Origin of the sequence: Enterococcus pernyi (assembly GCF_045371165.1) — a bacterium.
GTDB classification, from domain to species: Bacteria; Bacillota; Bacilli; order Lactobacillales; family Enterococcaceae; genus Enterococcus_B; species Enterococcus_B pernyi.
In genome coordinates this window covers 169,396-194,391 of the sequence record NZ_JBIQDM010000002.1, presented here as the reverse complement: position 1 = coordinate 194,391, position 24,996 = coordinate 169,396, and the positions used below count along the sequence as shown (strand labels likewise).

Sequence of the window (24,996 nt, the reverse complement as noted above, 5' to 3'; positions counted from 1 at the left end):
TTTTTTGATCAATATTTTTTTGTTTAAAAACGTTTGTTGTTACTTGACAAAAGATTCATAGATTAAAATAAATCGGACAACTGATGATCAAAGTCAGGTATCTCTGCTAGTTACTAAATGATTAGGTTGTTTTAGTTGAAGAACGTTTTGTCTCAGTAATCCAAATTAAAACTTTTTTCTCAAGTCGTCTCATTTTATTCGCTATATAGTTTTTCATGATTATGGTAGAATAGGTAAGAACGATTTGAAATAAAGGAGATGTCTATTTTTGACAGAAGCGTCTAGTTCTTTGGATATTAGATTAACAGCAACTGATGATATCAGTATGCTTTTAGGGTCACATGATAAACATATCAAACTGATCGAAGAAACAACTGAAACGACGATCCACACAAGAGGTGAAGTGATCCAGATCATCGGGGAAGAAACCGATATTTCTTTGGCTGCTTCCGTCATCCGAACGTTACAAGAATTGATCAAACGAGGGATCCATATCAGTATGCCTGATGTGGTCACTGCCTTGAAAATGGCTCAAAAAGGGACATTGGACTATTTTGTTGAGATGTATGAACAAGAGATCGTCAAAGATCGCAATGGCAAACCGATCCGTGTCAAAAACAGCGGACAAAAAAAATACGTCGATTCTGTCGCCAAACATGATGTGGTCTTTGGCGTAGGACCAGCTGGTACTGGGAAAACATTTTTGGCTGTCGTATTAGCGATTGCTGCCTTAAAAAAAGGCGAAGTCCAAAAAATCATCTTGACTCGTCCAGCCGTCGAAGCAGGTGAAAATCTTGGATTCTTACCTGGAGATCTGAAGGAAAAAGTCGATCCATATTTACGACCAGTTTATGATGCACTGTACCAGATTTTTGGGTTGGATCATACCAATCGTTTGATGGAGCGAGGAATCATCGAGATTGCACCACTTGCATATATGCGTGGTAGAACGTTAGATGATGCCTTTGTGATTTTGGATGAGGCGCAAAACACAACAGTCGCCCAAATGAAAATGTTTTTGACTCGGCTTGGCTATCAGTCAAAAATGATCGTCAATGGGGACACGAGCCAAATCGATTTACCAAAAGGGACAATGAGTGGATTGATCCATGCAGAACGAACACTCAAACAAATCAAAAAAATCGATTTTGTGAATTTTGAAGCTAGTGATGTCGTTCGTCACCCTGTCGTGGCAGAAATCATCAAAGCTTATGAAAAAGCGGATCTTCATCAAGAATAGCTTTTTTAGGAGGATTACCACATGTTGAACAAAATATTGCAGCAGCTTCAAGCGAAATTAGGGAAAGCTGCAGCACCTTTTCTCTTATTGCTTTTCTTTCTATTGATGTGTGGGATCACGTTTAGCAGCGTGAAGCAAAAGCCCAATGATTTTAGAGAGGGACAAGTAGCGGAAGAAAGTATCCGTGCCAATAAAACGATTGAGAACACGGAAGAAACCGAACAAAAAAGGAAATTAGCAGCTGAAGCAGTGACACCTGAGTACACCTACCAAAGTGACCTAGCTTCGGAACAAGATCGTCGGATCAATCAACTGTTTGTTTTGATCGATCGTGCGAATGACACGATCGACAAACAATACGAAGAAAAAGTCAGTAAGGCAAAAGAAGATGAAAATGTTCCAAAGCCAACAGTAGAAGAACGGATAGCCGCATTGAAACGAATATTCGAAAGTTCAAATGCGGATGATGTCGCGTTCTACCAAAAATTACCAAATAGTTTTTACTCAACGATCATGAATATGTCAGAAAGCGAGATTACGACGGTTCGTGATGAAAGCTTGAAATTGATCGACGAACAAATGAGTAAGCAAGTTCGAGAAAGTGATTTAGATAATTTTAAACAAGAAGCAAATGATAAGATCCAGTATTTGAATGTTTCGGCAGAACAACAAGAAATGATCCGCTATTTAGTCGATCAGGGCATTGTTGTGAATGATGTGCTAAATGAAAAACGAACAGAAGAGTTGAAGCAAGAGGCACGTGACTCCATCCAACCCGTCATGATTTTCCAAGGGGAGATCATTGTTCGTGAAGGGAATCAAATCGATGCAGCTGCTATGAAAAAATTAGAGTTGTTAGGTTTGACGAGTCAATCTACTTCGATTTTTCCTCTTGTCGCTATGATTCTAGCGGTATTATTGCAAATTGGTGTGTTATTCTACAATTCACTACAGTATAAAGATCTATTCAAACGAACAGAGTATATTCTTTTCTACGTAACAGCGATGTCCATCAGTATTTTATTGATGAAATTTTTCCAAGTCTTTCAAACAGAGCAAGCGACGTATATTCCGTTACTTTACCCAGCAGCGTTTGTACCGCTTGTCTTAAACTTTTTCTTGAATCGAAGAGCGGGTATCATGGCTGCGTTATTCCAAGCAGTTTCAGCGCTATTCATTTTTTACAATTCGATCGGTACGAATTTCTTGACTGTGATTTTGGTCTCGTACCTATTTGCCGGCTTTTTAGCAGCCATTTTAAAACGGCAACGTATTTCAGAACAATGGTTCCCAGCAATCATGTGGGTCGTTGTCTTTCCGTTATTGATGGATGTCGTTTTAGTGGTTTATCAAGGCATGAGCTTTAGCGATGGCACCACTTGGTTAACACTTGTATGTGGCTTCATGGGCGCATTTCTGTCGTATTTACTGACGATTGGTCTGCACCCTTATATTGAGCTATTAGTGAATGACGACAGTGTGATCGTTCTAAATGAATTGAGTAACCCGAACCATCCATTATTGAAGCAATTGTTAGAAGAAGCACCGGGAACGTATCATCATAGTATGATGGTTGCGAATCTGAGTGCGAATGCAGTTGCTGAAATCGGTGGGCGTTCATTGTTGACACGTGTGGCTTGTTATTACCATGACATCGGCAAAATCAAACATGCCAGCTTTTTCGTGGAGAACTTACCTTCTGGTGCGGAAAATCCCCATAACTTTTTACTTCCTGAAGATAGTAAACAAATTATTTTTGGGCATGTGACAGACGGTGCGAAGATTTTAGAAGAGTACGATATGCCACAAATGGTGATCGATATCTGCAAGCAACATCATGGGACGACTTTGATGCGTTATTTCTATATCAAAGCAAAAGAACGTAATCCCGAAGTAACAGAGGAACAATTCCGTTACCCTGGCCCTAGACCGCAAACACGGGAAGCTGGGATCGTCAATATTGCGGATAGTTGCGAAGCCGCTGTGCGAGCGATGGATCATCCAACCAGTGAAAAAATCGAAGCTTTTGTGCATAATTTGATTGAAGAACGGATTTCTGATGGTCAGCTTGATGATAGTGGATTGACACTCAAAGAAATCCGCAAAGTTGAAAAATCTCTTGTTAGTGGATTGAGCAGTACCTTCCACTCAAGGATCAAATACCCTAAAATGAAGTCTGAAGCAGAAAAAATGAAACAAGAAAAAGAATAGCAAGAAGGAAGCGATGACTAATGGATATTACATTTATCGATGAAACAAACACTGTATCTGAAACGAAAATCAAAGAAATTGAAGAATTGCTTCAATTTGCGGCAAAAAAACTTTCTTTATCAGATGAGACGGAAATGTCGGTGACCTTCATGGATAATCCGTCTATCCAAGAAATCAATCGTACGTACCGTGGCAAAGACGCACCAACAGATGTGATCAGTTTTGCGTTAGAAGATGAAGGTGAAGACGAGATCCCAGTGATTTTTGAAGAGGACGATGAGCCAATGCCTCGTGTATTGGGAGATATCATGATCTCAATCGATCGGGCAAAAGAACAAGCTGAAGAATATGGTCACTCCTATGATCGCGAACTAGGCTTCTTAGCCGTCCATGGATTTTTACACATCAACGGCTACGACCATATGACACCTGAAGATGAAGCGGAAATGTTTGGCTTACAGAAAGAGATTTTAGATGCTTATGGACTTAAAAGATAAAAAAGAAGAACAAAAAGTAGATAAAAACAAACATTTTTTGATGTCAGTGGAGTTTGCTTTACAAGGAGTCAAAACCGTTTTTGATGAAGAAAGAAATATGAAGAAACATGTGGCTCTTGGGATCATTGCTCTGATCATGGGGTTCATCTTTCAATTGGATCGAATGGAGTGGCTATGGTTGCTCCTTTCAGTCTTTCTCGTATGGATCGTCGAAATCATGAACACTGTGTTTGAGAATGTAGTGGATATGTTCACAGACTTCCATTTTCATCCCATTGGGAAAAAAATCAAAGATATGGCAGCTGGGGCAGTGTTATTGACTGCTTGCTTCGCTGTAATCGTGGGGATCATCTTATTTGGTCCAAAAATCTATCAACTGTTTTTTAATTAAAAGGAGAGTAATTATGTCAGAACATAAATCTGGATTTGTAGCAATCGTCGGACGACCAAATGTTGGTAAATCGACGTTGCTCAATCGGATCGTTGGTCAAAAAATCGCGATCATGAGTGATAAAGCGCAAACGACAAGAAATAAGATCCAAGGAGTGTATACGACTCCTGAAGCACAATTGATCTTTATTGATACACCTGGAATCCATAAACCCAAACATCGCTTAGGCGATTTTATGGTAGAAACAGCTTATAGTGCTTTACGTGAAGTTGATGCGGTATTGTTCATGATCAGCGCCGATCAAAAAAGAGGAAAAGGCGACGATTTCATCATCGAACGCTTGAAAAATGTCCAATCACCGGTATATTTAGTGATCAATAAGATCGACAAAGTCCATCCAGATGAGTTATTAGGGATCATTGAAGATTATTCCTCACAAATGGAGTTTGCCCAAGTTGTTCCGATCTCTGCGACAGAAGGAAACAATGTCGAACGTTTGATGGAGGTCTTAGTGGACGAAATGCCTGAAGGCCCGCAATATTTCCCAGACGATCAAGTCACTGACCATCCGGAGTATTTTATCGTTTCTGAATTGATTCGGGAAAAAGTCTTGTTTTTGACACGAGATGAAGTACCCCATTCAGTCGCAGTAGTCATCGATACGATGAAACGTAATGAGAATAATAAAATCCATATCCAAGCTACGATCATTGTCGAGCGGGATAGTCAAAAAGGAATCATAATCGGTAAAGGCGGTAAGATGCTGAAAGACATCGGAACAAAAGCACGAAGAGATATTGAGAATCTGCTAGGGGACAAAGTCTTTCTAGAACTTTGGGTAAAAGTCCAAAAAGATTGGCGAGACAAACGAGTCTATTTACAAGACTTTGGATATCGTCAAGACGAGTATTAAACAAGGTTGTGAGAAAGCCGGTCAGCTCCGAATAGTAAGGCGAAACGTGGGAAAATAGCTTTCCATATTTTTTCACGTTTCGCCTTACTATTGAAGAGTTGCTCTTGAGCACCGGTTATCCAGTTACAGAAGTTAGAGGACAACTAAGTCATGGAAGCAATTAAGAGTCTGGAATAAAAGTAATAGTTACTTTTGTCTCGACTTCACGGATGCTCGCATGACTTTTTCCTTCTTTTCAATTTAAAAAAGCAATTTACGTTAAAGTCAGAGGAGGGGTGACGATGAGTCAGCTTGCAGAATCAAAAGGAATCATCCTTTCTAGTCGCAACTACAAGGAAAAAGATAAATTAGTCAAGATATTTACAGAATCGGCAGGAAAAATGATGTTTTATGTCAAGGGGATCCATCGTCAAAATCAACCGATTGCACCCGCATTGTTGCCTTTTACGGAAGCAATTTATATTGGTCATTTTCATAATGAAGGCTTGTCCTTTGTTAACAGTGTAAAAGATGTCCACTCGTTTCGTAAGATACAAGAAGATATTTTTCTTAGCGGTTACGGGACTTATTTGTTGAACTTAGTGGATGCGGCGATCGAGGATCGGCAATATGATCCGAATCTATTTCAATTCACACACCAAGCATTGCAACGCATGGATCAAGGAGATGACCCAGAGATCATTACGAATATTTTTGAGATTCAATTATTGCAACGTTTCGGGATCTCGCCAGTTTGGACCCACTGTGCAGTGTGTGGAAAGACGCAAGGAAAATTTGATTATTCATCCAAATATGGTGGCGTCTTATGTGAAAATCACTGGGAGTTAGATCATTATCGGTATCACGCGGACCCACGTGCAGTTCACTTCGTACGGCTCTTCTCAGCAATCTCGTATGATCGCATCAGCGGGATCGACCTCAAAGAAGAAACCAAACAAAAGATTCGCCAATTGATTGATCTGTTATATGAAGAATACGTAGGCATCCATTTGAAAAGTAAAAAGTTTATTGATCAAATGAAAAGTTGGGAACATATCATGAAACCGACCAATGAGACAACGAAGGAAAATCCTGCAGAAGAATGAAAAAATGTTTGAAACAATGGATTTTTTTCAAAAATATTTGACAAAGTACTTGGTTAACGTCTATTATAAAGCCTAGATAGTAACTATTGTTTTTTCAATAGACGAATGTCATTTATAAAGGATATTCAATAATCACATACGTACGATGATCAAGATCAGTAGAAAATCAAGTGGCACAAGCGAGTTCGGGAGAGTGTGAGCCGAATGCTAACGGTTTTTGAAGAGGCACTTGTGAGTACGATCAACGAAGCTGCCGAGTCGCTCGGAAGTAGGGTGGAACCGCGAAGATATTCGTCCCTATGTTTGTTTACGCAAACATAGGGACTTTTTTTGTTACTATTTTTGATTCTTGGTTAAGATGAAAGGGGTAATTATATGAGTAAGAAGCAAACAGTTCAAGAAATGATTTTGACATTACAAAAATTTTGGTCATCGAACGGTTGTATGCTGATGCAAGCATACGATACAGAAAAAGGGGCAGGTACAATGAGCCCTTACACGTTTTTACGAGCAATCGGTCCAGAACCTTGGAATGCCGCTTACGTTGAGCCATCACGTCGACCAGCTGATGGTCGTTATGGTGAGAATCCTAACCGGTTATATCAACACCATCAATTCCAAGTGGTGATGAAGCCATCACCAGAAAATATCCAAGAACTTTACTTGGAAAGCTTGCGTTTGTTAGGGATCGATCCGTTAGAACATGATATCCGCTTTGTTGAGGACAACTGGGAGAACCCTTCGATGGGTTGTGCCGGTGTTGGTTGGGAAGTCTGGTTAGATGGCATGGAAATCACGCAATTTACGTACTTCCAACAAGTCGGCGGTTTGCCATGTAAACCAGTCACTTCAGAAATCACTTATGGGTTAGAGCGCTTAGCTTCTTATATCCAAGAAGTGGAAAGTGTGTATGATCTTGAATGGTCAGCAGGTGTCAAATATGGTGAGATCTTCAAACAGCCTGAATATGAACACTCAAAATATTCATTTGAAGTGAGTGATCAAGAATTATTATTAAGTAATTTTGATCGTTTTGAAAAAGAAGCGAAACGTTGTATTGAAGAAAATCTGGTCCATCCAGCATATGATTACATTTTAAAATGTAGTCACACCTTCAATCTATTAGATGCTCGTGGTGCAGTATCTGTGACTGAACGTGCTGGTTACTTGGCTCGCATTCGTAACATGGCGAAATCTGTGGCGAAAATCTTTGTTGCAGAACGTGAAAAACTTGGATTCCCATTGCTAAATAATCAATCAGAAAATCCAACGACTGTTAAGGAAGGTGAATAAGATGGCAAAGGACTTATTATTAGAAATTGGCTTGGAAGAAATGCCAGCGCATGTTGTGACACCAAGCATGAAACAATTAGAAGAAAAAACAGCAGCGTTTTTAACGGACAATCAATTGACTTACGATGCAATCGAGACATTCTCTACTCCGAGACGTTTGGCGATCAAAGTAACAAATGTACCAGAACGTCAGGCTGACAGTGAAGAAGAAGTGAAGGGACCAGCGAAAAAAATCGCATTAGATGCTGAAGGAAACTGGTCGAAAGCAGCTCAAGGATTTGTTCGTGGGCAAGGATTGACGACAGACGATATCACCTTCCGAGAAATCAAAGGTGTGGAATATGTCTATGTGACGAAATATACTCAAGGAAAACCAGCAATCGAAGTCTTGACAGGATTGATCGATGTGATTAAAAGCATGACATTCCCTGTGACAATGCACTGGTCTTCTTTTGACTTTGAATATATTCGCCCGATTCATTGGATCGTGGCACTATTTGGAGAAGAAGTGATCCCGTTTGAATTTTTAGATGTGAAAACTGGACGTACTTCTCGTGGGCATCGTTTCTTAGGTGAAGATGTGACATTTGCTCATCCAGCAGAATACGAAGAAAAGCTATCTGAACAATTTGTAGTTGCTTCGCCACAAAAGAGAAGAGCAATGATCATGGAACAAGCGACTCAATTATCAACAAAAAATGATTGGCACATCGATTTTGATGAAGACCTACTTGAAGAAGTCAATAATCTAGTGGAGTATCCAACTGTCTTTGCTGGTGATTTTGAAGAAAAATATCTATCTGTACCGGAAGAAGTACTCGTGACTTCCATGAAGGAACACCAACGTTATTTTGATGTTCGAAATGCCGAAGGTCAACTCTTACCACATTTTATCGCTGTACGAAATGGCGATCGTGTGAAGCTAGATAACGTTATTCGTGGGAACCAAAAAGTACTGACTGCGCGTTTAGAAGATGCGGAATTCTTTTACAATGAAGACAAAAAATTCCCAATCGAGCATTATGTCAATAAGTTGAAATCAGTGACTTTCCATGAAAAGATCGGTAGTATTTATGAAAAAATGCAACGTGTGCAAGTGATTGCATCTGTTATCGGTAAATCTGTCGGTTTATCGGGGGAAGAACTAGCTGCATTACAACGTGCCGGCGAAATCTATAAGTTTGACCTAGTGACGAACATGGTTGGAGAATTTCCAGAACTTCAAGGAATCATGGGTGAAAAATATGCGTTGTTGCATGGAGAAGATCCAGCGGTTGCGACAGCGATCCGTGAACATTATTTACCGATCGCTAGTGAAGGTGAATTGCCAGAAACGACGATTGGTGCAGTCTTAGCCATTGCCGATAAATTAGATAGTATTTTCTCTTTCTTTACTGTAGGAATGGTGCCAAGTGGTTCAAATGACCCTTACGCATTACGTCGTCAAGCATATGGTATCGTTCGGATCATTGAAGCAAAACAATGGGCTTTCCCATTGGCACAATTACAACAAGAAGTGAATGCTGCAATCAATGAAAATCAAGAGCGTTTCGGGTTAGCTTTCGTTCAAGGAACTGATGTAATCGACTTTATCAAAGGTCGTTTGCGCCAACGATTGATGACAAAAGCCATTCGCCACGATGTGATCGATGCTGTCTTGAATGCGAAGGAAAGTAATTTGACAACCGTTTTTGCAGCTGCACGTCTGTTGAAGGAACGTTTGCAAGATGAAAACTTCAAACCATCGATGGAAGCTTTGACGCGTGTGATGAACCTAGCGAAAAAAGCCGAAAGAACAACGAATGAGATTGATACAAGCCTGTTTGAAAATGAAGCAGAGCAAGCATTGTACGAAGCAGTTGAGAAAGTGAAAGCTCAGTTTGCGGAACGTACACTTAAAGAGAACTATGAGCAATTAGTCAGCTTAAGACCAGTTATCGATCAGTATTTTGATCAAACGATGGTCATGGTCGAAGATGAAGCTGTCCGTAACAACCGTTTAGCACAGTTGCAACAAATTGCTGATATGGCATTAAGTATTGCTAGTCTGGATCAAATCATTACAAAATAAGACGGATCAAGTAAAAGCTTGAAACAAAAAAAGGTTTGGGATGCGAACATCCCAAACCTTTTATTTTTTACGTTGCTGTTTACCGGCATTTCGACCGTTAGCATTTTTCTTGGTTGCTTGTGTATTGATTTTTTTCGTTGGTTTCGTCGCTTCTTCAGGTGTCACATCTTTTCGAGGTGTCACGACTTGTTTCGGTGGATTTTGTTTCAATTCTTCTGCGACTTGAGCTTTTAAGCGTGGCTTCATGATCACATTGGTGATAAATGTTTGTAGACAACTAAAGATACCACCGACTACCCAGTAAAGGGTCACTCCTGCAGGAGCACTGATCGACATGAAGACGATCATCGCAGGTGAAACGATCAACATGGTGCGCATCGTTTTTTTCTGTTCTTCAGGAATACCGATCGTTGAGATGTACCCTTGAATTAGGTAAGCAATCCCGGCAATCGCAACTAAGACTAAACTTGGATTTCCTAAGTCGATACCATAAAAAGTCGATTCACGGATACCTTCTGTATAGCGAGCAGTAAAGTACAGCGCTGAGAAGATCGGCATTTGGATCAATAAAGGTAAACAACCGATTCCACCAGTCATACTTAACCCATTTTCGCGATACACTTGTTGCATTTCTGCTTGTGCAGCCATTTGTTCTTCTCGGGTCGTTGCCGCTTTTAGTTTTTCTTGGGCGGCACTGACTTGAGGTTTCAATGCTTGCATTTTTTCAGATTGGATCATTGTCTTTTTCGATTGACTGATTCCTAAAGGTAAAATGATGATTCGTACGATCACAGTCATCAAGATAACAGCCCAACCGTATGACCAGTTGAAATTCTGCACGAGATATGTAATCGCTTGTCCCATAGGTTGTACTAATACGCGATAGACGATTCCAGATGTATCAGGGTTTCCTTCAGCATCCATTCTGACACAACCAGATAAGAAAAGTAAGAGTGTTACAAGACCAGAACCTAGTAACCAATTTTTCCATTTATTCATAAAATACTTCCTCTTTTAAAATTTTTACACAAGCTTAACTATACTAAAAATATGAGAATAATTCAATGAACTTCATAGAAAATTCAAATAATTCCCTTAAGTTTAACCGATCATGGGAAGGACAGGGAAGCGCACATAAAAGAACAGAGAATTGAAACGATTATCTTCCAGTAGACGGCAACAACGACTTTCTTCATATGTGCTTTCAAGAAGAAACATTTAGCCGATCACATCAAATTTCTTTCGTTCTTCCATCATCGGATGTTCTTGCAAGTCGACATATTGGACACGGCCACTGGGACTAGGGGATAGCTTGACTTCTTTGATGAACTGATCGATGGTTTCCTCCTCACCAGCGGCTTCGATCGTCACCGAACCATCTTCTTCGTTTTTAACTGTTCCTGTCACGCCCAATTGATCAGCTACTATTTTTGTCATATAACGAAAACCTACACCTTGGACACGCCCTTGCACATTCATTTTAACTTTTTTCATTTGAAGCACCACTCTTTCCTCTATTTGATAAATTTATGATAACGATTTTTTATAAAACTAACAAGCCCAACGATTGATTCCATGCTATAATAAAGTGAGGTGGAAAACGTGAAAAAAATTCAATCAGCAAAAAATCCTAGAATCAAAGAAATAAAAAAATTACATAAAAAGAAGCACCGCGAAGAAGGACAGGAGTACCTGCTTGAAGGTTTTCACTTGATCGAAGAAGCTGTGAATGCCAAAGTCATACCTAAAGAGATCTTTCTGACAGAACGAGGCTGGTCAGAATGGGGGACATGGGTCGAACAACACGCATTGGATTGCTTTTTAGTCACTGATGAGGTGATGGCGGTGATCTCTGATCTACCAACACCACAAGGAATCGTGGCAGTGATGCCGCTAGAAGTTAGCCAAGTGTCAATAGATACAGGAGGCTGGTTGCTTTTAGACAATGTCCAAGATCCTGGAAATGTCGGAACGATGATCCGAACAGCAGATGCGTTTGGTTTAGCAGGTGTGATCTTAGGGAAAGGCTCAGCTGATATTTATAGCACCAAAGTTTTAAGAAGCATGCAGGGAAGCAATTACCATTTACCAGTTATCTCACAAGAGTTAGACGCGCTCATTCCTGAATTGAAAGAAAAAGGATTTGCGATATACGGAACAGAACTCAATGAAGAAGCTGTTTCTCTTCCAACCGTCGTACCAACAAAAAATTATACGATCATTATGGGAAATGAAGGGCAAGGGGTGCGATCAGAATTATTGGCGCTAACTGATAAAAATATCTACATCCCGATGAATGGCCATGCTGAGTCATTGAATGTCGGCGTAGCTACCGGCATATTGTTGTACCATCTTTCTTCTTGATTAAGGAACTATTAAGCTTTTTGGATTTTTAATCAACCTCACTAGAATATTCCGAACATGAATGATATACTATGTACAATTTCAACGATAAATGAAATTCAAAAAGGTGGCAGATCGAAAATTATGACAGAAAAATGGCGTGAAGACGAAGAATACATGTCTTATATCGAAGATCTATTAGAAACAGAAGCAGTACAAAAATTAGCTGATTATATCCAACATGTACATTCGACAAGATTGGAACACTCAATCAGTGTTTCTTATTACAGTTACAAATTAGCAAAAAAATGGGGTGGAGATGCAAGAGCTACTGCACGTGCAGGACTTTTACATGACCTATTCTATTATGACTGGCGTACAACAAAATTTGATGAAGGCACACATGCGTATGTGCATCCTAGGATCGCTGTGAAAAATGCAGAAAAGATTACTGAACTTTCTGATTTAGAGCGCGACATCATCTTGAAACATATGTGGGGAGCAACGATCGCTCCACCAAAATACAAAGAAAGCTATATTGTGACATTTGTTGACAAGTATTGTGCAGTGAAAGAAGCGGCGCAACCAGTAACGGATACAATGAAACAAAAATGGCAACGATATTTTGGAAAAGAACAGTCGATCTAACTATTTGACCAGCCGAACGGAAACAGTCGAAGGTCCCGATCATGGGAAACCTTTGACTGTTTTTTTTTTTGCGAAAGTAGTTGACGAAATAAGATTTATAAGGTTAACTCTTTATTAGGTGAATGTACATAGATGAAAAAAGCATAAAGGGGGTGATGATAAGATGCCATACGTATCTTATTTAGCAGAGTTCAAGGACTTCAGTTATTAGGCTAACTTTGTTGAAGGACTCTTTTTTCTTCAAAGTAGCTACTTTTGAAAGAAGAAAGGACTCAAAAAATCATGGAAACAACAATCAAAACGTATCAATATTTCTTTATCAAACGAGAAATCGAGCAACTGTTAAATGTCTATCATTCAGTGAATGATAAAAAAACTGTCGCAACCGTTCAAGCATTAGCCACAGAACGAATCAATGAGGTAGTAGAAAATGATCCACAAGTAATCGCCTTAGTTGAACCATTTGTGAAGCAAGTTATGGATACAAACTTGAAAAAAGAAAAAGCGACAGAATTGCTCGAACGTTTAAAAGAACATGTTGCGCCATTCAAGCAACCATCAAAAATCCAAGTGGAAAAAATATTCCGAAAAGTAAAAAAGTTGAAACACCCAGATTGGCAAACATTGGATCTTAAAGAGCATACTTATGTGGGCTGGAATGATCCAGGAACACAGAAGAAATATCTGCTTTATTATGCAGATGAGCGGCTACAAGGTGTCCATGGCACACTTTCTCCGACGATCATCAAAGGAGTATGCGCGATTTGCCATAAGACTTCGAGTGTTTCGATGTTTCTTTCCACGACAAAATCAGGATCAGATGGCACGTATACTAAAAAAGGAAATTACATTTGTCATGATAGTGATCAGTGCAATCAGCAACTAGTAAAGCTGGCACCATTTTATGAATTTACAGACATCGTGAAGAAAGAAAAATAGCGCCATTGTTTTTCTTGAGAATGTATGATAAACTTTCTGTAAATGAATAGGTGATGGTGTTCGCCTTTAAATGTCGATCGATAGATGACTAATGACGCCTACTAAAAATCGGAGAATCCGTTTTTTTAGTAGGCTTTTTTTGTGGGGAGGAATAGAAAAATGGATCAACGGTTACTTAGTCCATTCAAAATAGGGACATATATGGTGAAATGGTTAGTGATCACTGCTTGTTTAGGCGTACTAATGGGAGGACTTTCCGCTTTTTTTCTAAATAGCTTAACTGTGGTGACGGATTTACGAGAAGCACATACTTGGTTATTGTATCTATTACCTGTCAGTGGGGCATTATTTGCGTTTCTTTATCAACGATACGGTGGGAATGCTAGTCGTGGGAATAATCTGGTCATTGATCAAGGGAATGGTGGGGAAGAAAAAATCCCGCTCCGATTGATTCCTTTAACGCTTTTCGGTACGATCACGACGCATCTTTTTGGCGGTTCTGTCGGTCGAGAAGGAACAGCAGTCCAAATGGGTGGCGCTTTAGCTGAAAATCTAGCAAGGGGATTAAAATTGAGTCCTATCGAGCGAGAGGTGCTGGTCATCAGTGGGATTAGTGCAGGATTTAGTTCAGTGTTTGGGACACCTTTAGCAGGCACATTGTTTGGACTTGAAGTACTAGCAATCGGAAAGATGCGTACAGAAGCGATCTTTCCCAGTTTTTTTGCTGCTTTATTTGCTAACTTCGTAACCGAAAGCATTGGTGTCACACATATCCATTATAAGATGGGAGAAATTCCAGGGTGGAGTCCTGCACTCTTTGGCAAACTGATGGTGGCGGGTATCGCTTTTGGGATTATTGGATGGGTTTTTAGTCGTTCAATCGTCTTTTTGAAAAAGTGGTATCTGAAATGGTTCAAACATCCAATCACTAGAAATTTTATAGGTGGAGGAATTGTCGTAGTTGTGGCAATGATTTTACAAACACAACGCTACTTGGGACTTAGCTTGCCTTTATTGCAAGATGCGTTTGCCGGAAAAGCACATGCCTATGATTTTATCGGTAAGTTAGGATTTACTGTCCTTTCTTTAGGCGCTGGCTATCAAGGTGGGGAAGTGACCCCTTTGTTTGAGATTGGCGCAACTCTAGGGGCAACTTTAGCGCCCATCCTGCATGTTTCGATTCCTTTTCTAGCTGCATTAGGATTTATCGGTGTGTTTTCTGGAGCGACGAATACACCCATTGCTTGTTTTGTCATGGGCATCGAATTATTTGGAGGAGAAGCAGCTAGTTTCTTTTTTATGATTTGTTTGATCAGTTTCATGTGTTCGGGAAATAACGGAATCTATTCCGCACAAAAAGTAATGATCAAAAAAGGGATTTTATTTTTACCAATGAATAATGATCAGAGAGAATAGTTTACTGATTGAAAGAAAAAAAGAAGTTGCATGAAACGCAACTTCTTTTTTTTTAGGCAATAAGTGTGATCAAAGCTAACAATGCAGTCAGGCCAAGGATGATACCACATACGATCATGTGACGTTTTTTATGCAACATCAAGATCGCGATATATTCTCTAAGAAAAGCATTTGGCAAATAATAAAAGGCTGTTTTTGCACCAATGCCATTGGCTTTTAACTGTGCTTGCTTCGCAAAGAGTCCTGCACGGAAAATGTGGTAATTATTTGAACTGAAAATCGCACGATAAGCGCCACCGCCAGATTCACGATCCATTAATTCTTTGGAGAAACGCATATTTTCTAAAGTGGTTGTTGAATTTGTTTCAACTAAAATGTCCCGCTCCGGAATCCCTTTTTCTAAGGCATAGTTTTTCATGGCAATTGCTTCTGGTAACTTTTCATCTGCACCTTGACCACCAGACATCAAAAGAATCGGTGGATTGAGCGTAGCATGACTCTGGGCCCAATAAAAAGCAATTGCTTTGTCGATCCGTTTGGCTAGGAGGGGAGAAACACGTTCCCCGTTGATCAGGCCTGCGCCTAACACGATAATATAATTCTGGTTGTAACGTGGTCGGTTGAACTGATATAAGAAAGAGACAGTCATAAAATTATAGAAGACAATAAACAGATAAATCAAGATGACTGCTATACCAGAAAGAAGAACATTGATCCACGCTGGTAAGTAGTTGATTAAAAATACAGTGGCAATTAAATATAGCGTTAAGGCAATCCCTAGCAGTAAAGTCAAAAGATTAGCTAGTGAACGTGATTCTCTTTTTAAGACGATGATGCCATTCCAAATGAGAAAGACGACCAAAATATATATGCCAAATAGTAAAATCAATAAAGCTGGTACTGCAATCAAAGCAAAAATCCCACCAATAAAGATATTCTGCGTCTCAAAAAGTAAGAGTAATAAATAAGCGCCGAAACTAATCAAAAATAAATTGAAGATCAAACCATTCAGTAGTCGCCTTTTTTCGGTAAAGTAAAAAAAAGCAAAGATACTGAAAAAAGCGAGAGGGATCAAGAAATAAAAACTCGCATAAAAAATCTCTAATACAACGAAGTACGTAAGCATCAATGTGAATGTCCAAGTACCACAATAAAAGAATAACGCGGGATCTTTTTGTTTCCTGCGCCAGGTGATGATCCCAACCATCCCTACGATATAGAGAATCGAAAAAATCAAATCTCTTGTTAAATTCATAATACCAACTCCTTTTTCTAAACGTGGAGTCATCACTGCGAATGAAAAGGAAACAGCTGATTAGCAGACTAGTGATGATTATTCAACACGAACTGATAGTGTTACTCGCCCCTCATAGACCAACCCTACAAGTAACAATCTACCATATACAGTATAACGAAAAATTTGTAAAAATGCTGTTATAAAAAAAGAAAAAATAGAAAATACATTTATTTTCTGTAAGAAGCAGAAAAATACCCAAACAGTAAAGGTTGATAGCGTCTCGTCGATTCGTGAAGAAGAGCCAGCATTTACTGTTTGGGTAAGGAGTGGATGTAACTATTTGGAATGTTTATTTAGAATAGATTACTGAAAAAATTAGTGACATTGCGCCAGCCGATCACAAAGATATTCGCTTTTTCAACCGAACTAGCAGTGATGATGTCTGTGCTTGGAGAGGCACCATCTTCTAAGTACCCTAATTGATCATCAGCTAAAGTGATAGTGGCTGTGCCAACCTTTGTGCCTCTAACGATCGGTGCTTCAAGTTCATTATCCTTTACTTTTGTCTCATCGATCTTAGGTGTGATCGTCAATTGACCCGTATCCATATCATTTCTGACCCAGACACTGACTGGGCTTTTTAGTACGACATTGACAGAAGTTTCTTTTCCGTTTTTCACATCGATCGATTTGAGTGAAGGAATGCTTGCGTTTGCTTTACCGATTTCTTTGACTGACCAGTTATCATAGCAATAGTCCATCAAGCGAGCCGTTTCGGTGAACCGAACGCTTGGGTTTTGCTCATGACCTTCCGCATTCAATATGACTGTAATGATGCGTTTGCCGTCTCGTTCGATGGTACCGACAAAACAAGCACCAGCAAAATCAGTTGTTCCAGTTTTTAGTCCATCAACGCCTTCTTTGAAGTTGATAAAACCTGGAAGCATCCAATTCCAATTGACCATTTCAACCGGCGATTGTGTGTTTTCACCAAACATTTTTGTTGCAGTACTCGTCACTTCTAGTACCTCAGGAAAATCGAGTAACAGGTGACGTGCGATGATCGCTACGTCTTTTGCGGACATTTGATTTTCATCTGCTTCGCCAGTACCTTCTGGACGATTTGCGCCGAGGTAAACATTGTTCAACCCAGAAACATTGACGATCGTTGCATTTTCAATGCCCCATTCTTTTAACTGGTCATTCATGACAGTCAGAAATGCTGTTTCACTACCAGAGATCTTTTCAGCTAAAGCGACCATTGATGCGTTGGCTGATTGGATAAAGGCAGAGTCAAAAAGTTCTTTTACAGTATAGGTATTCTCCTTATGTAAGGGAACATTCGATAAATTAGGTGCAATGCTTAATGTTTCAGCATAATCGGAGATTGCCACTTCATCATCCCAGGATAATTTTCCTTCTTTGACTTGGTCAAGTACGATGTACAACCCGATGATTTTTGAGATTGACGCGATCCCCATTGTTTTTTCTCCGTCTTGGTCGTATAAAATTTTTCCGCTTGTTGCGTCCACAGCAAATGCTGCTTGGGAATTCACAGAAAATGCTTCATCGGCCTGTACGGATAAAGTTGGCAAGAATGATCCTAACGTTAAAAGAAGCGTTGCCAACAGTAAAGCGAAATGTTTTTTCTTAGTGCCCATGTCCAATCTCCTTGTTTTCTAATTTGATTTGCTACAAATTAAAATTTTATCAGAGAGTGTGCGTAGTTTCAATCTTTCTGAAAAAAACTTTAGATAAACCAAACGAACACAAGAGGATAGTTAGCGTTGATTCTTTTTGACTCGTACAGGTTGAGCCTCGGGTTCATTTAGACGAAAGGCAGTGAATACAAATAGAGCAGTCATACATAGTAAACTAAATATCATCAATAATTGCATATAAACACCTCGATTTCTACTTTTCTCTATGTTAGCAGTTAGGTATGAATAATTTCGCTGTGAAATGTAACGAATCATTGATGAAATTTTGAAGAATAGTTGAAGAAAACAATCCTTAGTCAGAGATGGGATTGTAAACGATTTTTTGTCTAGGGACCATTTTGTTTTATGGATAAAAATGGTTGTGGTAGACTTTAGTTAGTAGTATTGAAGAAATGATTTTTAGGAGGGGTACGTTTATGGCGAAAAAGGATAGAGAGTTACTGTCACAACTGACTTCAGAAGGTGTCAAAGGACCATTTATTACTATTATGCTAAACACTCACGTTGCACATCAAGATGTGGAAAAAGATCAGATCAAATTCAAGAACTTTGCAAAAGAAGCAAAAAAACGTTTTGAAAAGAAATATGCGGAGCATGATTGGTCGAATTTTCAAAAAAAAATCGATCAACTACTAGAAGATGCTTCATTTTGGCGCAGTGCCACTGCGAGTGTCGCGGTGATCTTGTCTCCTGAAAGTACCATTGTTCATCGTTTGAGCATTGCAGTAGATGATCAATATTATGTAAGTGACCTACCTTATTTATTAGCGATCATTAAAAATGGACATTTTAACTACTCGTATTATTTACTGGGATTGAATCGTGATTCAATGAAGCTTTACGAAGTAAGCAACAAACAAGTAAAAGAAGTTGATCTACCCGAAGGAGCACCTACAGATGTGGTGACAGCTTTAGGATCTGAGTTGACAGGTGGAGGTATCAACTACTCGTCAAATGGTAGTGAAGGATCAACATTCCATGGGGTGAATCCTAAAGACGAAGAAGTTGAAATTGACTGGATCAATTATTACCAAGCGGTCGATGAATTTCTTAAAGACAGCTTGGATAATCCTGAAAAATGGCCTGTGTACTTGTATGCTTTGCCTGAAAATCAAACAATGTTCAAAAAAGTGGCGAAAAACCCTTATTACCGTTCGGATGTGGCGATCTCAGCTTCACCTGCCCAATTATCTTTAAAAGATATCGAAGTAGGTGCGAAGAAACTTTCGGATGAACTGGCAGCGAAGGAAGCAAGTAGCTACAATCAATTGTTAGATAAAAAATTCTTGGATCAACTAGTGGACATCGTGCCAGCAGCGAAAGAGGGAAAGATTTCTCACTTATTTATCGCAACCTCTAATCTGGCTGACGGATTTGGTGAAGACCCAGAAACAGAGTACGACCGTCGACAAGTGTTGAATCAACTAGCTGATGATGTGATCACCAATGGCGGACAAGTCTTTATCTTGGATCAAAAAGATGCGCCTGACGAAAAGAGTTTGACCGCGATATTGCGTTATTAGTCTCTAGGAACAGTACCTAGAACCGATTGATCATTCATTTTATAAGAAAGGAAAAGCCATGTAGATCATTTATTTGATTTCGTGGCTTTTTCTTATTTCTCAGGGGAGAAAGATCAGAAGATCATCAAGTTTAAAAGTGAATTTTTTTTAAGCGTAAATTAAAAACGTTCGTTTTTTTTTGGAGAAATAAGCAAAAGAATGAAAAAAAAATAAAAAAAGTTTAAAATTTACTAGCTAAACTGTAATTAATGTGCTACAATAACTATGTAGTTTTTGTTCGGTAATCTTGGTAGTTTGTTTCAAATAAACATCTTCCAGATATTCACCATTCAAGTAATTGCAAAATATGTGTTTGATACACAAGGAGGATTTTTATTATGGAAACAGGTACAGTGAAATGGTTTAACTCAGAAAAAGGTTTCGGTTTCATTACAGCAGAAAACGGCAACGATGTATTCGTTCATTTCTCAGCTATCCAAGGTGATGGATTCAAAACTTTAGAAGAAGGCCAAACAGTAAACTTCGATGTTGAAGAAGGTCAACGTGGCCCTCAAGCAACTAACGTTGTTAAAGCTTAATTAACCCACTACTAAATAAAAGCTCAGTCTGCTAGTTCCTAGCGGTCTGGGCTTTTTTGTGTTTTCTTTTCATATGCTTTGATTCTCTACACCTAAGAACATCGCCTTACATGGTTAGATGAGTGATAACGAGAAAAGGAAGGGGAGAAGTAAACTTACTGTTTCTCTCAGTAGCAAAGATAACAACAGACGTATGCTTTAGGTTGATTTCCTAAGAATTTTCAAGTGATTTGTAGTATAATTTCAAAAGAAGACTAGAGGGAAGAGAAGAGGAAGATATGTTGAAACCGAAAACTTATGCAGTCGTCGATATTGAAACGACTGGGACAAATCCAAAAGAAGATCGCATTATCCAATTTGGATGTGTCATGATCGAAGATGGGCGGATCACCTCTCGTTATTCGATGGATATCAACCCTGGGCGAAAAATCTCAAAACAGATCCAGCATTTGACAGGGATCACCAATCAACGTGTCCATCGTTCACCCTATTTTGAAGATGTAGCACAAACGATTTACAACCTTCTAGCGGATACCATCTTCGTGGCGCATAATATTTATTTTGATTATCAGTTTTTGAACCATGAATTGACTCGCTGTGGCGTACCTAAATTACAGATTCCAGGAATCGATACAGTCGAGTTGGCCCAGATATTTTTGCCGACTGAACCGAGCTTTCGTTTAGCTGATTTGTCGGAAAGTCTGGGGTTTATCCACGATAATCCCCATCAGGCAGATAGCGATGCGGAAGTGACAGCACAGTTGCTTCTACTGATTGAAGAACGGATGCGTCAGTTACCTTTAGTGACGCTTGAACAGATCGTGAAACTGAGCAATCATACAGGGATGGATACTAGATTATTCATCGAACAAACCACCGACGAACTGAGAAAGCAGCCCCCACCTTTATCAGATGAACTGGAAATCATCGAGGGAATCGCCTTACAAAAAAAAGAAGTCGAACTGTTTTCAGAAGTTTACTATGGTCATAAAGATTATCCAAGAAAAAAACAAGCGAAAGAGAAAATATTTGGAAAAACGTTGATGTATCGTAAAGAACAAAATCGTTTGATGAATGTTGTCTATGATCATTTTACCAAAGATGAATCGAAAAATTTGATGATCGAAGCAGCGACTGGTATGGGCAAGACGATTGGCTATCTATTGCCTCTTAGCTATCTGGCCACACCGGAGAAGCCGGCAGTGATCAGTACGGTATCGCTTGTTTTACAAGAGCAGATCATGGAAAAAGATATTCCTTTGTTGAATCAATTATTCGACCAACCGATCCAAGCGACGATTATCAAAAGCTACCGCCATTATCTCGATTTGCAACGGTTCAAAGCCACACTCCTTGAGCCAAAGGAGCAAAAACAATATGCACTCTATCAAATGACAGTTCTTGTCTGGCTGACGCAGACGAAAACAGGAGATTTAGATGAGTTGCATCTAACGAATTTGAATCATGCCTTTTTTACAGATGTTTCGCATCGCGGGCTTGACTTTTTAGCGAAAAAACAAGCGTTCTATGAACAAGATTTTATTCGATTTTTGCATCGACAAATCAAGCAAAGTAACTTCTTGATCGTCAACCATGCTTTTTTAGTCCAAGAAACACAAAGAAAGACACCGTTGTTGCCTGAAAGTCCTTATTTATTGATCGATGAAGCACATCATTTACCTGAGATTGCTGAAAAAGTCAATGATCAACGATTCAGTTTGAGCTATTTTAACAAGGAAGTACAATTATTCGAAGAACCTGATCGTTTGTTCGATCGCTTCAAAGGCTATCTTCCAGCCAATCATGAGGGGCAGCGCTGGCTTGATATCTACAAAGAAGAGTTGTCTGCGCTTCGTGAGGCACAGCTTTGTTTAGCTGAAGGGTTACTTGAGATCATACCTCAACAAAAAAGACAAACTTACCCGGAAGAAGTCATGATCACGAAAGAGGACTTAGATAAATTATCTTTTGAAGCAAGTACAGCCATTGACCATCTTCATCTTTTTTACCAAGAAATAAAGGAATTGCAGTACAGGATCCGTTCAGGCTTAGAGGTGCTTCAAGAAAGTTGGACGAAGCAAATGCGTGTCGATCTTGCAAGTCTGTATGCTTTGTTTGATCGTTTAGATCAACAAGCAAGTTTTATGGAAGAATGGTTGGAGAATTGGCAAGAAAGTTTAGTCCATTGGTTTGTTCCGGGTGCCATCCCTCAGCAGACGATGTTCCATCTCCACGATTTTACTGCCGCACTGATTCCCAATACAGTTTGGTATCAGCGCTATGAACGGATTTTATATATAGGAGGGACATTGAAAGTGGGCCCAGATCGTCAATATTTGGCGAAACGATTAGGAATTGAAGGTACTCCGCTGAAAGTCATTGCCTCTCCTTATGATTACGAAAAACAAGCACGGATCTTCGTGCCAAAAGAAGCACCAGAGATCAATCAATTAAGTGGCACAGCGTATGTCGACTATCTAACGGATGTGTTATATCAGTTGATCAGACAAGAAAAAAGACCGATCCTAGTTTTGTTTATTTCTCATGATGTTTTACAAAAGGTGTATCAACGAATGCATTTGACAATGCTTGAACAAGGAAGAGAGATTTTAGCTCAAGGAATCGGTGGCAGTCGTGAGAAACTATTGAAGCGTTTTGTTCTTTCTGATATGAGCGTGCTATTCGGCGCAGATAGTTTTTGGGAAGGCGTCGACCTGCCAGGAGATGCGTTACAACTAGTCGTCATTACGCGGCTGCCATTCGATCATCCACAACGTCCAATGGTCAAAGCGAGAAATGCGTATTTGGAATCGGAAGGCATCAACCCTTTTTATCAAGAATCCTTACCAAAGGCAGCACTGAAGGTCAGACAAGCTTTAGGTCGTTTGATTCGTTCGGAAACGGACAAAGGTGTCTTGCTGATTTTAGATCGACGATTAGTGACTGCAAAATATGGCGCGAGGATCATTCATGCCTTGCCTAAAAAGATGCCTGTCCAAGAGGCGCCTTTTGAACAAATTTGTGAGGATATCCATGATTTCTTAAACAAAAACGAAGAAATTAAGCCATAATCGAGGACTATTTTCACCTCGAAATCTGTTATAATGGACATCAATGAAAAAAGAAGGAGCGACAGTCCTTGAAGAATCAGACAAACAAAGAACATACGATCAATCGCATCTTGCTGGGCTTGATCATCGCTTTATTAGCAGTAATCGTGATCAGCACGATTTTTTATCTGCGTGCGACACGCCCAATGACGCAAGCGAAACAAGAGGCGACAAAACTAGCTGAACAATATGCAAATCTTGAGGAAGTGGACCAATTCTATTGGTTTACTCGGGAAGCCACTTATTTTTCATTAACAGGCCAAAATGATAAAGGACAAGATATTGCAGTGATCATACCTAAATCGGGTGAGCGTGTGAAAGTGTTAGAACAAAAAGCAGGCTTGACCGAAGAAGCTGCCCGCCAAGAAATCAGCAAACAACATCCCGATCAACAAGTGGAAAAAGCTTCCTTAGGGATGTACAAAGATGAACCGGTATGGGAAGTCATTACCAAAACGTCAGATGACCAGTTGAATTATTATTTACTTTCTTTTAAAACGGGAGAGGAAGTCAAAGTCATTAGCGGGGTATAGAAAAGACGGATGAAAGGATAGATTGGATGAAACAGTCAAAAAGAGTGGAACGCTTAGAGCCTTCCGTAACACTAGCAACTGCAGCAAAAGCAAAGGCATTGAAAGCACAAGGGAAAGACATTATCAGTTTGACCGTAGGAGAGCCTGATTTTGCTACACCTGAAAATATCCAAGAAGCAGCGATCGCAGCCATCAAGAATGGAAAAGCAAGCTATTATACGCCAACAGCGGGTATTCCAGAATTAAGACAGGCAATCGTTTCGTATCTGGAAACCTATTATGGCTTGACTTACGATGCTTCTCAGACGATTGTGACAGACGGGGCGAAATTTGCCCTCTATGCCTTATTCCAAACAATCCTAGATCCAAAAGATGAAGTCATCATTCCAGTACCTTATTGGGTGAGCTATGGTGAACAAGTCAAGTTAGCAGAAGGTGTCCCTGTTTTTGTCACTGGTCAAGAAGTCAATGATTTCAAAGTGACCCTCGAACAATTGGAACAAGCACGTTCTTCCAAGACAAAAGCAGTCATTATCAATTCTCCTTCTAATCCGACAGGGATGATCTATACAAAAGAAGAACTACAAGTTATAGGTGAATGGGCAGTAAAAAACGATATTTTAATAGTTGCTGATGATATTTATGGCCGATTAGTTTATAATGACAATGAGTTTACTCCAATTGCAACGATTTCAAAAGCAATACGTGAACAGACGATAATCATCAACGGTGTATCAAAAACCTATGCAATGACAGGCTGGCGTATCGGATACGCGGTCGGCGATCAAAAAATCATTGATGGGATGATTGCGATTGCATCACAATCAACTAGTAACCCAACTGCAGTCAGTCAATATGCGGCTGTTGAAGCATTACAAGGGGAACAAGATACCGTTGAAGAGATGCGCAAAGCATTTGAAGAACGTCTAGACATCGTATTTCCGCTTGTTGCTGATTTGCCCGGGGTGTCGGTCAAAAGACCACAAGGCGCATTTTACTTGTTTCCGAATGTGAAAGAAACGTTAGCGATATGTGGCTATGAACAAGTGACGCCGTGGGTCGAAGATCTACTAGAAGAAGCAGGGGTTGCTCTAGTTACAGGTGAAGGTTTTGGCGCACCGGAAAATGTTCGTTTGAGTTATGCGGCGAATCTAGCAACGTTAGAAGAAGGAATCCGACGAATCCAACGTTTTATTGAGAGTAAAAGTCAAAACGAATAGAAATTATTATAGGACAAAGGAGAATTT

Annotated in this window: 21 protein-coding genes and 1 riboswitch; of the genes, 17 read left to right on the top strand and 4 right to left on the bottom strand. The window is 39.6% G+C overall.

Annotated elements, in window-relative coordinates; all coding sequences use genetic code 11:
• The first annotated feature begins 268 nt into the window (after window positions 1-268).
• The 8 genes from ACH0AK_RS03480 to glyS all read left to right on the top strand — a co-directional run bounded on the left by ACH0AK_RS03480 (window position 269) and on the right by glyS (window position 9,701).
• A complete protein-coding gene (locus tag ACH0AK_RS03480) occupies window positions 269-1,240 on the top strand; it encodes a PhoH family protein (RefSeq protein WP_010734958.1) in 972 nt (323 codons plus the stop codon).
• Window positions 1,241-1,261: 21 nt separating this feature from the next.
• Window positions 1,262-3,451 carry an HD family phosphohydrolase gene (locus tag ACH0AK_RS03475; RefSeq protein ID WP_010734959.1) on the top strand — a complete coding sequence of 730 codons (2,190 nt, stop codon included), beginning with the start codon at window positions 1,262-1,264 and terminating at the stop codon, window positions 3,449-3,451.
• Window positions 3,452-3,471: 20 nt separating this feature from the next.
• Window positions 3,472-3,948: an rRNA maturation RNase YbeY gene (gene ybeY / locus ACH0AK_RS03470; RefSeq protein ID WP_010734960.1), complete on the top strand. Its 477-nt coding sequence runs from the start codon at window positions 3,472-3,474 to the stop codon at window positions 3,946-3,948.
• The gene (locus ACH0AK_RS03465; protein ID WP_226075803.1) at window positions 3,932-4,339 is read left to right on the top strand and encodes a diacylglycerol kinase family protein; all 408 of its coding nucleotides are present in this window, start codon (window positions 3,932-3,934) and stop codon (window positions 4,337-4,339) included. Before ybeY ends, ACH0AK_RS03465 begins: the two co-directional genes overlap by 17 nt.
• A 13-nt stretch (window positions 4,340-4,352) precedes the next feature.
• The gene (gene era / locus ACH0AK_RS03460) at window positions 4,353-5,252 is read left to right on the top strand and encodes a GTPase Era (protein WP_010734962.1); all 900 of its coding nucleotides are present in this window, start codon (window positions 4,353-4,355) and stop codon (window positions 5,250-5,252) included.
• Between the two features lie 281 nt (window positions 5,253-5,533).
• On the top strand, window positions 5,534-6,337 hold the full coding sequence (gene recO / locus ACH0AK_RS03455) for a DNA repair protein RecO (RefSeq protein ID WP_499796731.1): 804 nt from the start codon (window positions 5,534-5,536) through the stop codon (window positions 6,335-6,337).
• Between the two features lie 375 nt (window positions 6,338-6,712).
• Window positions 6,713-7,630, top strand: a complete 918-nt coding sequence (gene glyQ, locus ACH0AK_RS03450) for a glycine--tRNA ligase subunit alpha (RefSeq protein WP_010734964.1) — start codon at window positions 6,713-6,715, stop codon at window positions 7,628-7,630.
• Window position 7,631: 1 nt separating this feature from the next.
• Window positions 7,632-9,701, top strand: a complete 2,070-nt coding sequence (gene glyS / locus ACH0AK_RS03445; protein ID WP_023519999.1) for a glycine--tRNA ligase subunit beta — start codon at window positions 7,632-7,634, stop codon at window positions 9,699-9,701.
• A 60-nt stretch (window positions 9,702-9,761) separates the two neighbouring features.
• Here glyS and yidC read toward each other — a convergent pair whose 3' ends face one another.
• Entirely contained in the window at window positions 9,762-10,700 is a 939-nt protein-coding gene (yidC, locus tag ACH0AK_RS03440) for a membrane protein insertase YidC (RefSeq protein WP_010734966.1), read from the bottom strand.
• Between the two features lie 219 nt (window positions 10,701-10,919).
• Window positions 10,920-11,195 carry an acylphosphatase gene (locus ACH0AK_RS03435; RefSeq protein WP_023519998.1) on the bottom strand — a complete coding sequence of 92 codons (276 nt, stop codon included), beginning with the start codon at window positions 11,193-11,195 and terminating at the stop codon, window positions 10,920-10,922.
• Window positions 11,196-11,303: 108 nt separating this feature from the next.
• Here ACH0AK_RS03435 and ACH0AK_RS03430 point away from each other — a divergent pair, with 108 nt between their 5' ends.
• The 4 genes from ACH0AK_RS03430 (at window position 11,304) to ACH0AK_RS03415 (ending at window position 15,047) form a co-directional block, all read left to right on the top strand.
• Entirely contained in the window at window positions 11,304-12,065 is a 762-nt protein-coding gene (locus ACH0AK_RS03430) for a TrmH family RNA methyltransferase (RefSeq protein ID WP_062804929.1), read from the top strand.
• Between the two features lie 123 nt (window positions 12,066-12,188).
• Window positions 12,189-12,692 carry an HD domain-containing protein gene (locus ACH0AK_RS03425; protein WP_010734969.1) on the top strand — a complete coding sequence of 168 codons (504 nt, stop codon included), beginning with the start codon at window positions 12,189-12,191 and terminating at the stop codon, window positions 12,690-12,692.
• 282 nt (window positions 12,693-12,974) lie between these two features.
• The gene (locus ACH0AK_RS03420; protein ID WP_010734970.1) at window positions 12,975-13,631 is read left to right on the top strand and encodes a FusB/FusC family EF-G-binding protein; all 657 of its coding nucleotides are present in this window, start codon (window positions 12,975-12,977) and stop codon (window positions 13,629-13,631) included.
• A gap of 40 nt (window positions 13,632-13,671) precedes the next feature.
• A riboswitch (Fluoride riboswitch) is annotated at window positions 13,672-13,739 on the top strand.
• A 51-nt stretch (window positions 13,740-13,790) separates the two neighbouring features.
• Window positions 13,791-15,047, top strand: a complete 1,257-nt coding sequence (locus ACH0AK_RS03415) for a voltage-gated chloride channel family protein (RefSeq protein WP_244062847.1) — start codon at window positions 13,791-13,793, stop codon at window positions 15,045-15,047.
• 52 nt (window positions 15,048-15,099) lie between these two features.
• Here ACH0AK_RS03415 and ACH0AK_RS03410 read toward each other — a convergent pair whose 3' ends face one another.
• Together ACH0AK_RS03410 and ACH0AK_RS03405 are read right to left on the bottom strand one after the other, a co-directional pair.
• Entirely contained in the window at window positions 15,100-16,302 is a 1,203-nt protein-coding gene (locus ACH0AK_RS03410; protein ID WP_169058149.1) for a YdcF family protein, read from the bottom strand.
• A 335-nt stretch (window positions 16,303-16,637) separates the two neighbouring features.
• On the bottom strand, window positions 16,638-17,945 hold the full coding sequence (locus ACH0AK_RS03405) for a serine hydrolase (RefSeq protein ID WP_062804932.1): 1,308 nt from the start codon (window positions 17,943-17,945) through the stop codon (window positions 16,638-16,640).
• A gap of 476 nt (window positions 17,946-18,421) precedes the next feature.
• Between ACH0AK_RS03405 and ACH0AK_RS03400 the strand changes: the two genes are divergently transcribed.
• The 5 genes from ACH0AK_RS03400 to ACH0AK_RS03380 all read left to right on the top strand — a co-directional run bounded on the left by ACH0AK_RS03400 (window position 18,422) and on the right by ACH0AK_RS03380 (window position 24,969).
• Window positions 18,422-19,528, top strand: a complete 1,107-nt coding sequence (locus ACH0AK_RS03400; protein ID WP_023519992.1) for a baeRF6 domain-containing protein — start codon at window positions 18,422-18,424, stop codon at window positions 19,526-19,528.
• 377 nt (window positions 19,529-19,905) lie between these two features.
• The gene (locus tag ACH0AK_RS03395) at window positions 19,906-20,106 is read left to right on the top strand and encodes a cold-shock protein (protein WP_005875554.1); all 201 of its coding nucleotides are present in this window, start codon (window positions 19,906-19,908) and stop codon (window positions 20,104-20,106) included.
• Between the two features lie 281 nt (window positions 20,107-20,387).
• Window positions 20,388-23,177: a helicase C-terminal domain-containing protein gene (locus tag ACH0AK_RS03390; protein WP_499796745.1), complete on the top strand. Its 2,790-nt coding sequence runs from the start codon at window positions 20,388-20,390 to the stop codon at window positions 23,175-23,177.
• A gap of 68 nt (window positions 23,178-23,245) precedes the next feature.
• Complete coding sequence (locus ACH0AK_RS03385) at window positions 23,246-23,749, top strand: cell wall elongation regulator TseB-like domain-containing protein (protein WP_010734977.1); 504 nt, start codon at window positions 23,246-23,248, stop codon at window positions 23,747-23,749.
• Window positions 23,750-23,775: 26 nt separating this feature from the next.
• Window positions 23,776-24,969 (top strand): pyridoxal phosphate-dependent aminotransferase, encoded by a 1,194-nt coding sequence (locus tag ACH0AK_RS03380; RefSeq protein WP_062804936.1) that lies wholly within the window; start codon window positions 23,776-23,778, stop codon window positions 24,967-24,969.
• Window positions 24,970-24,996 lie beyond the last annotated feature (27 nt).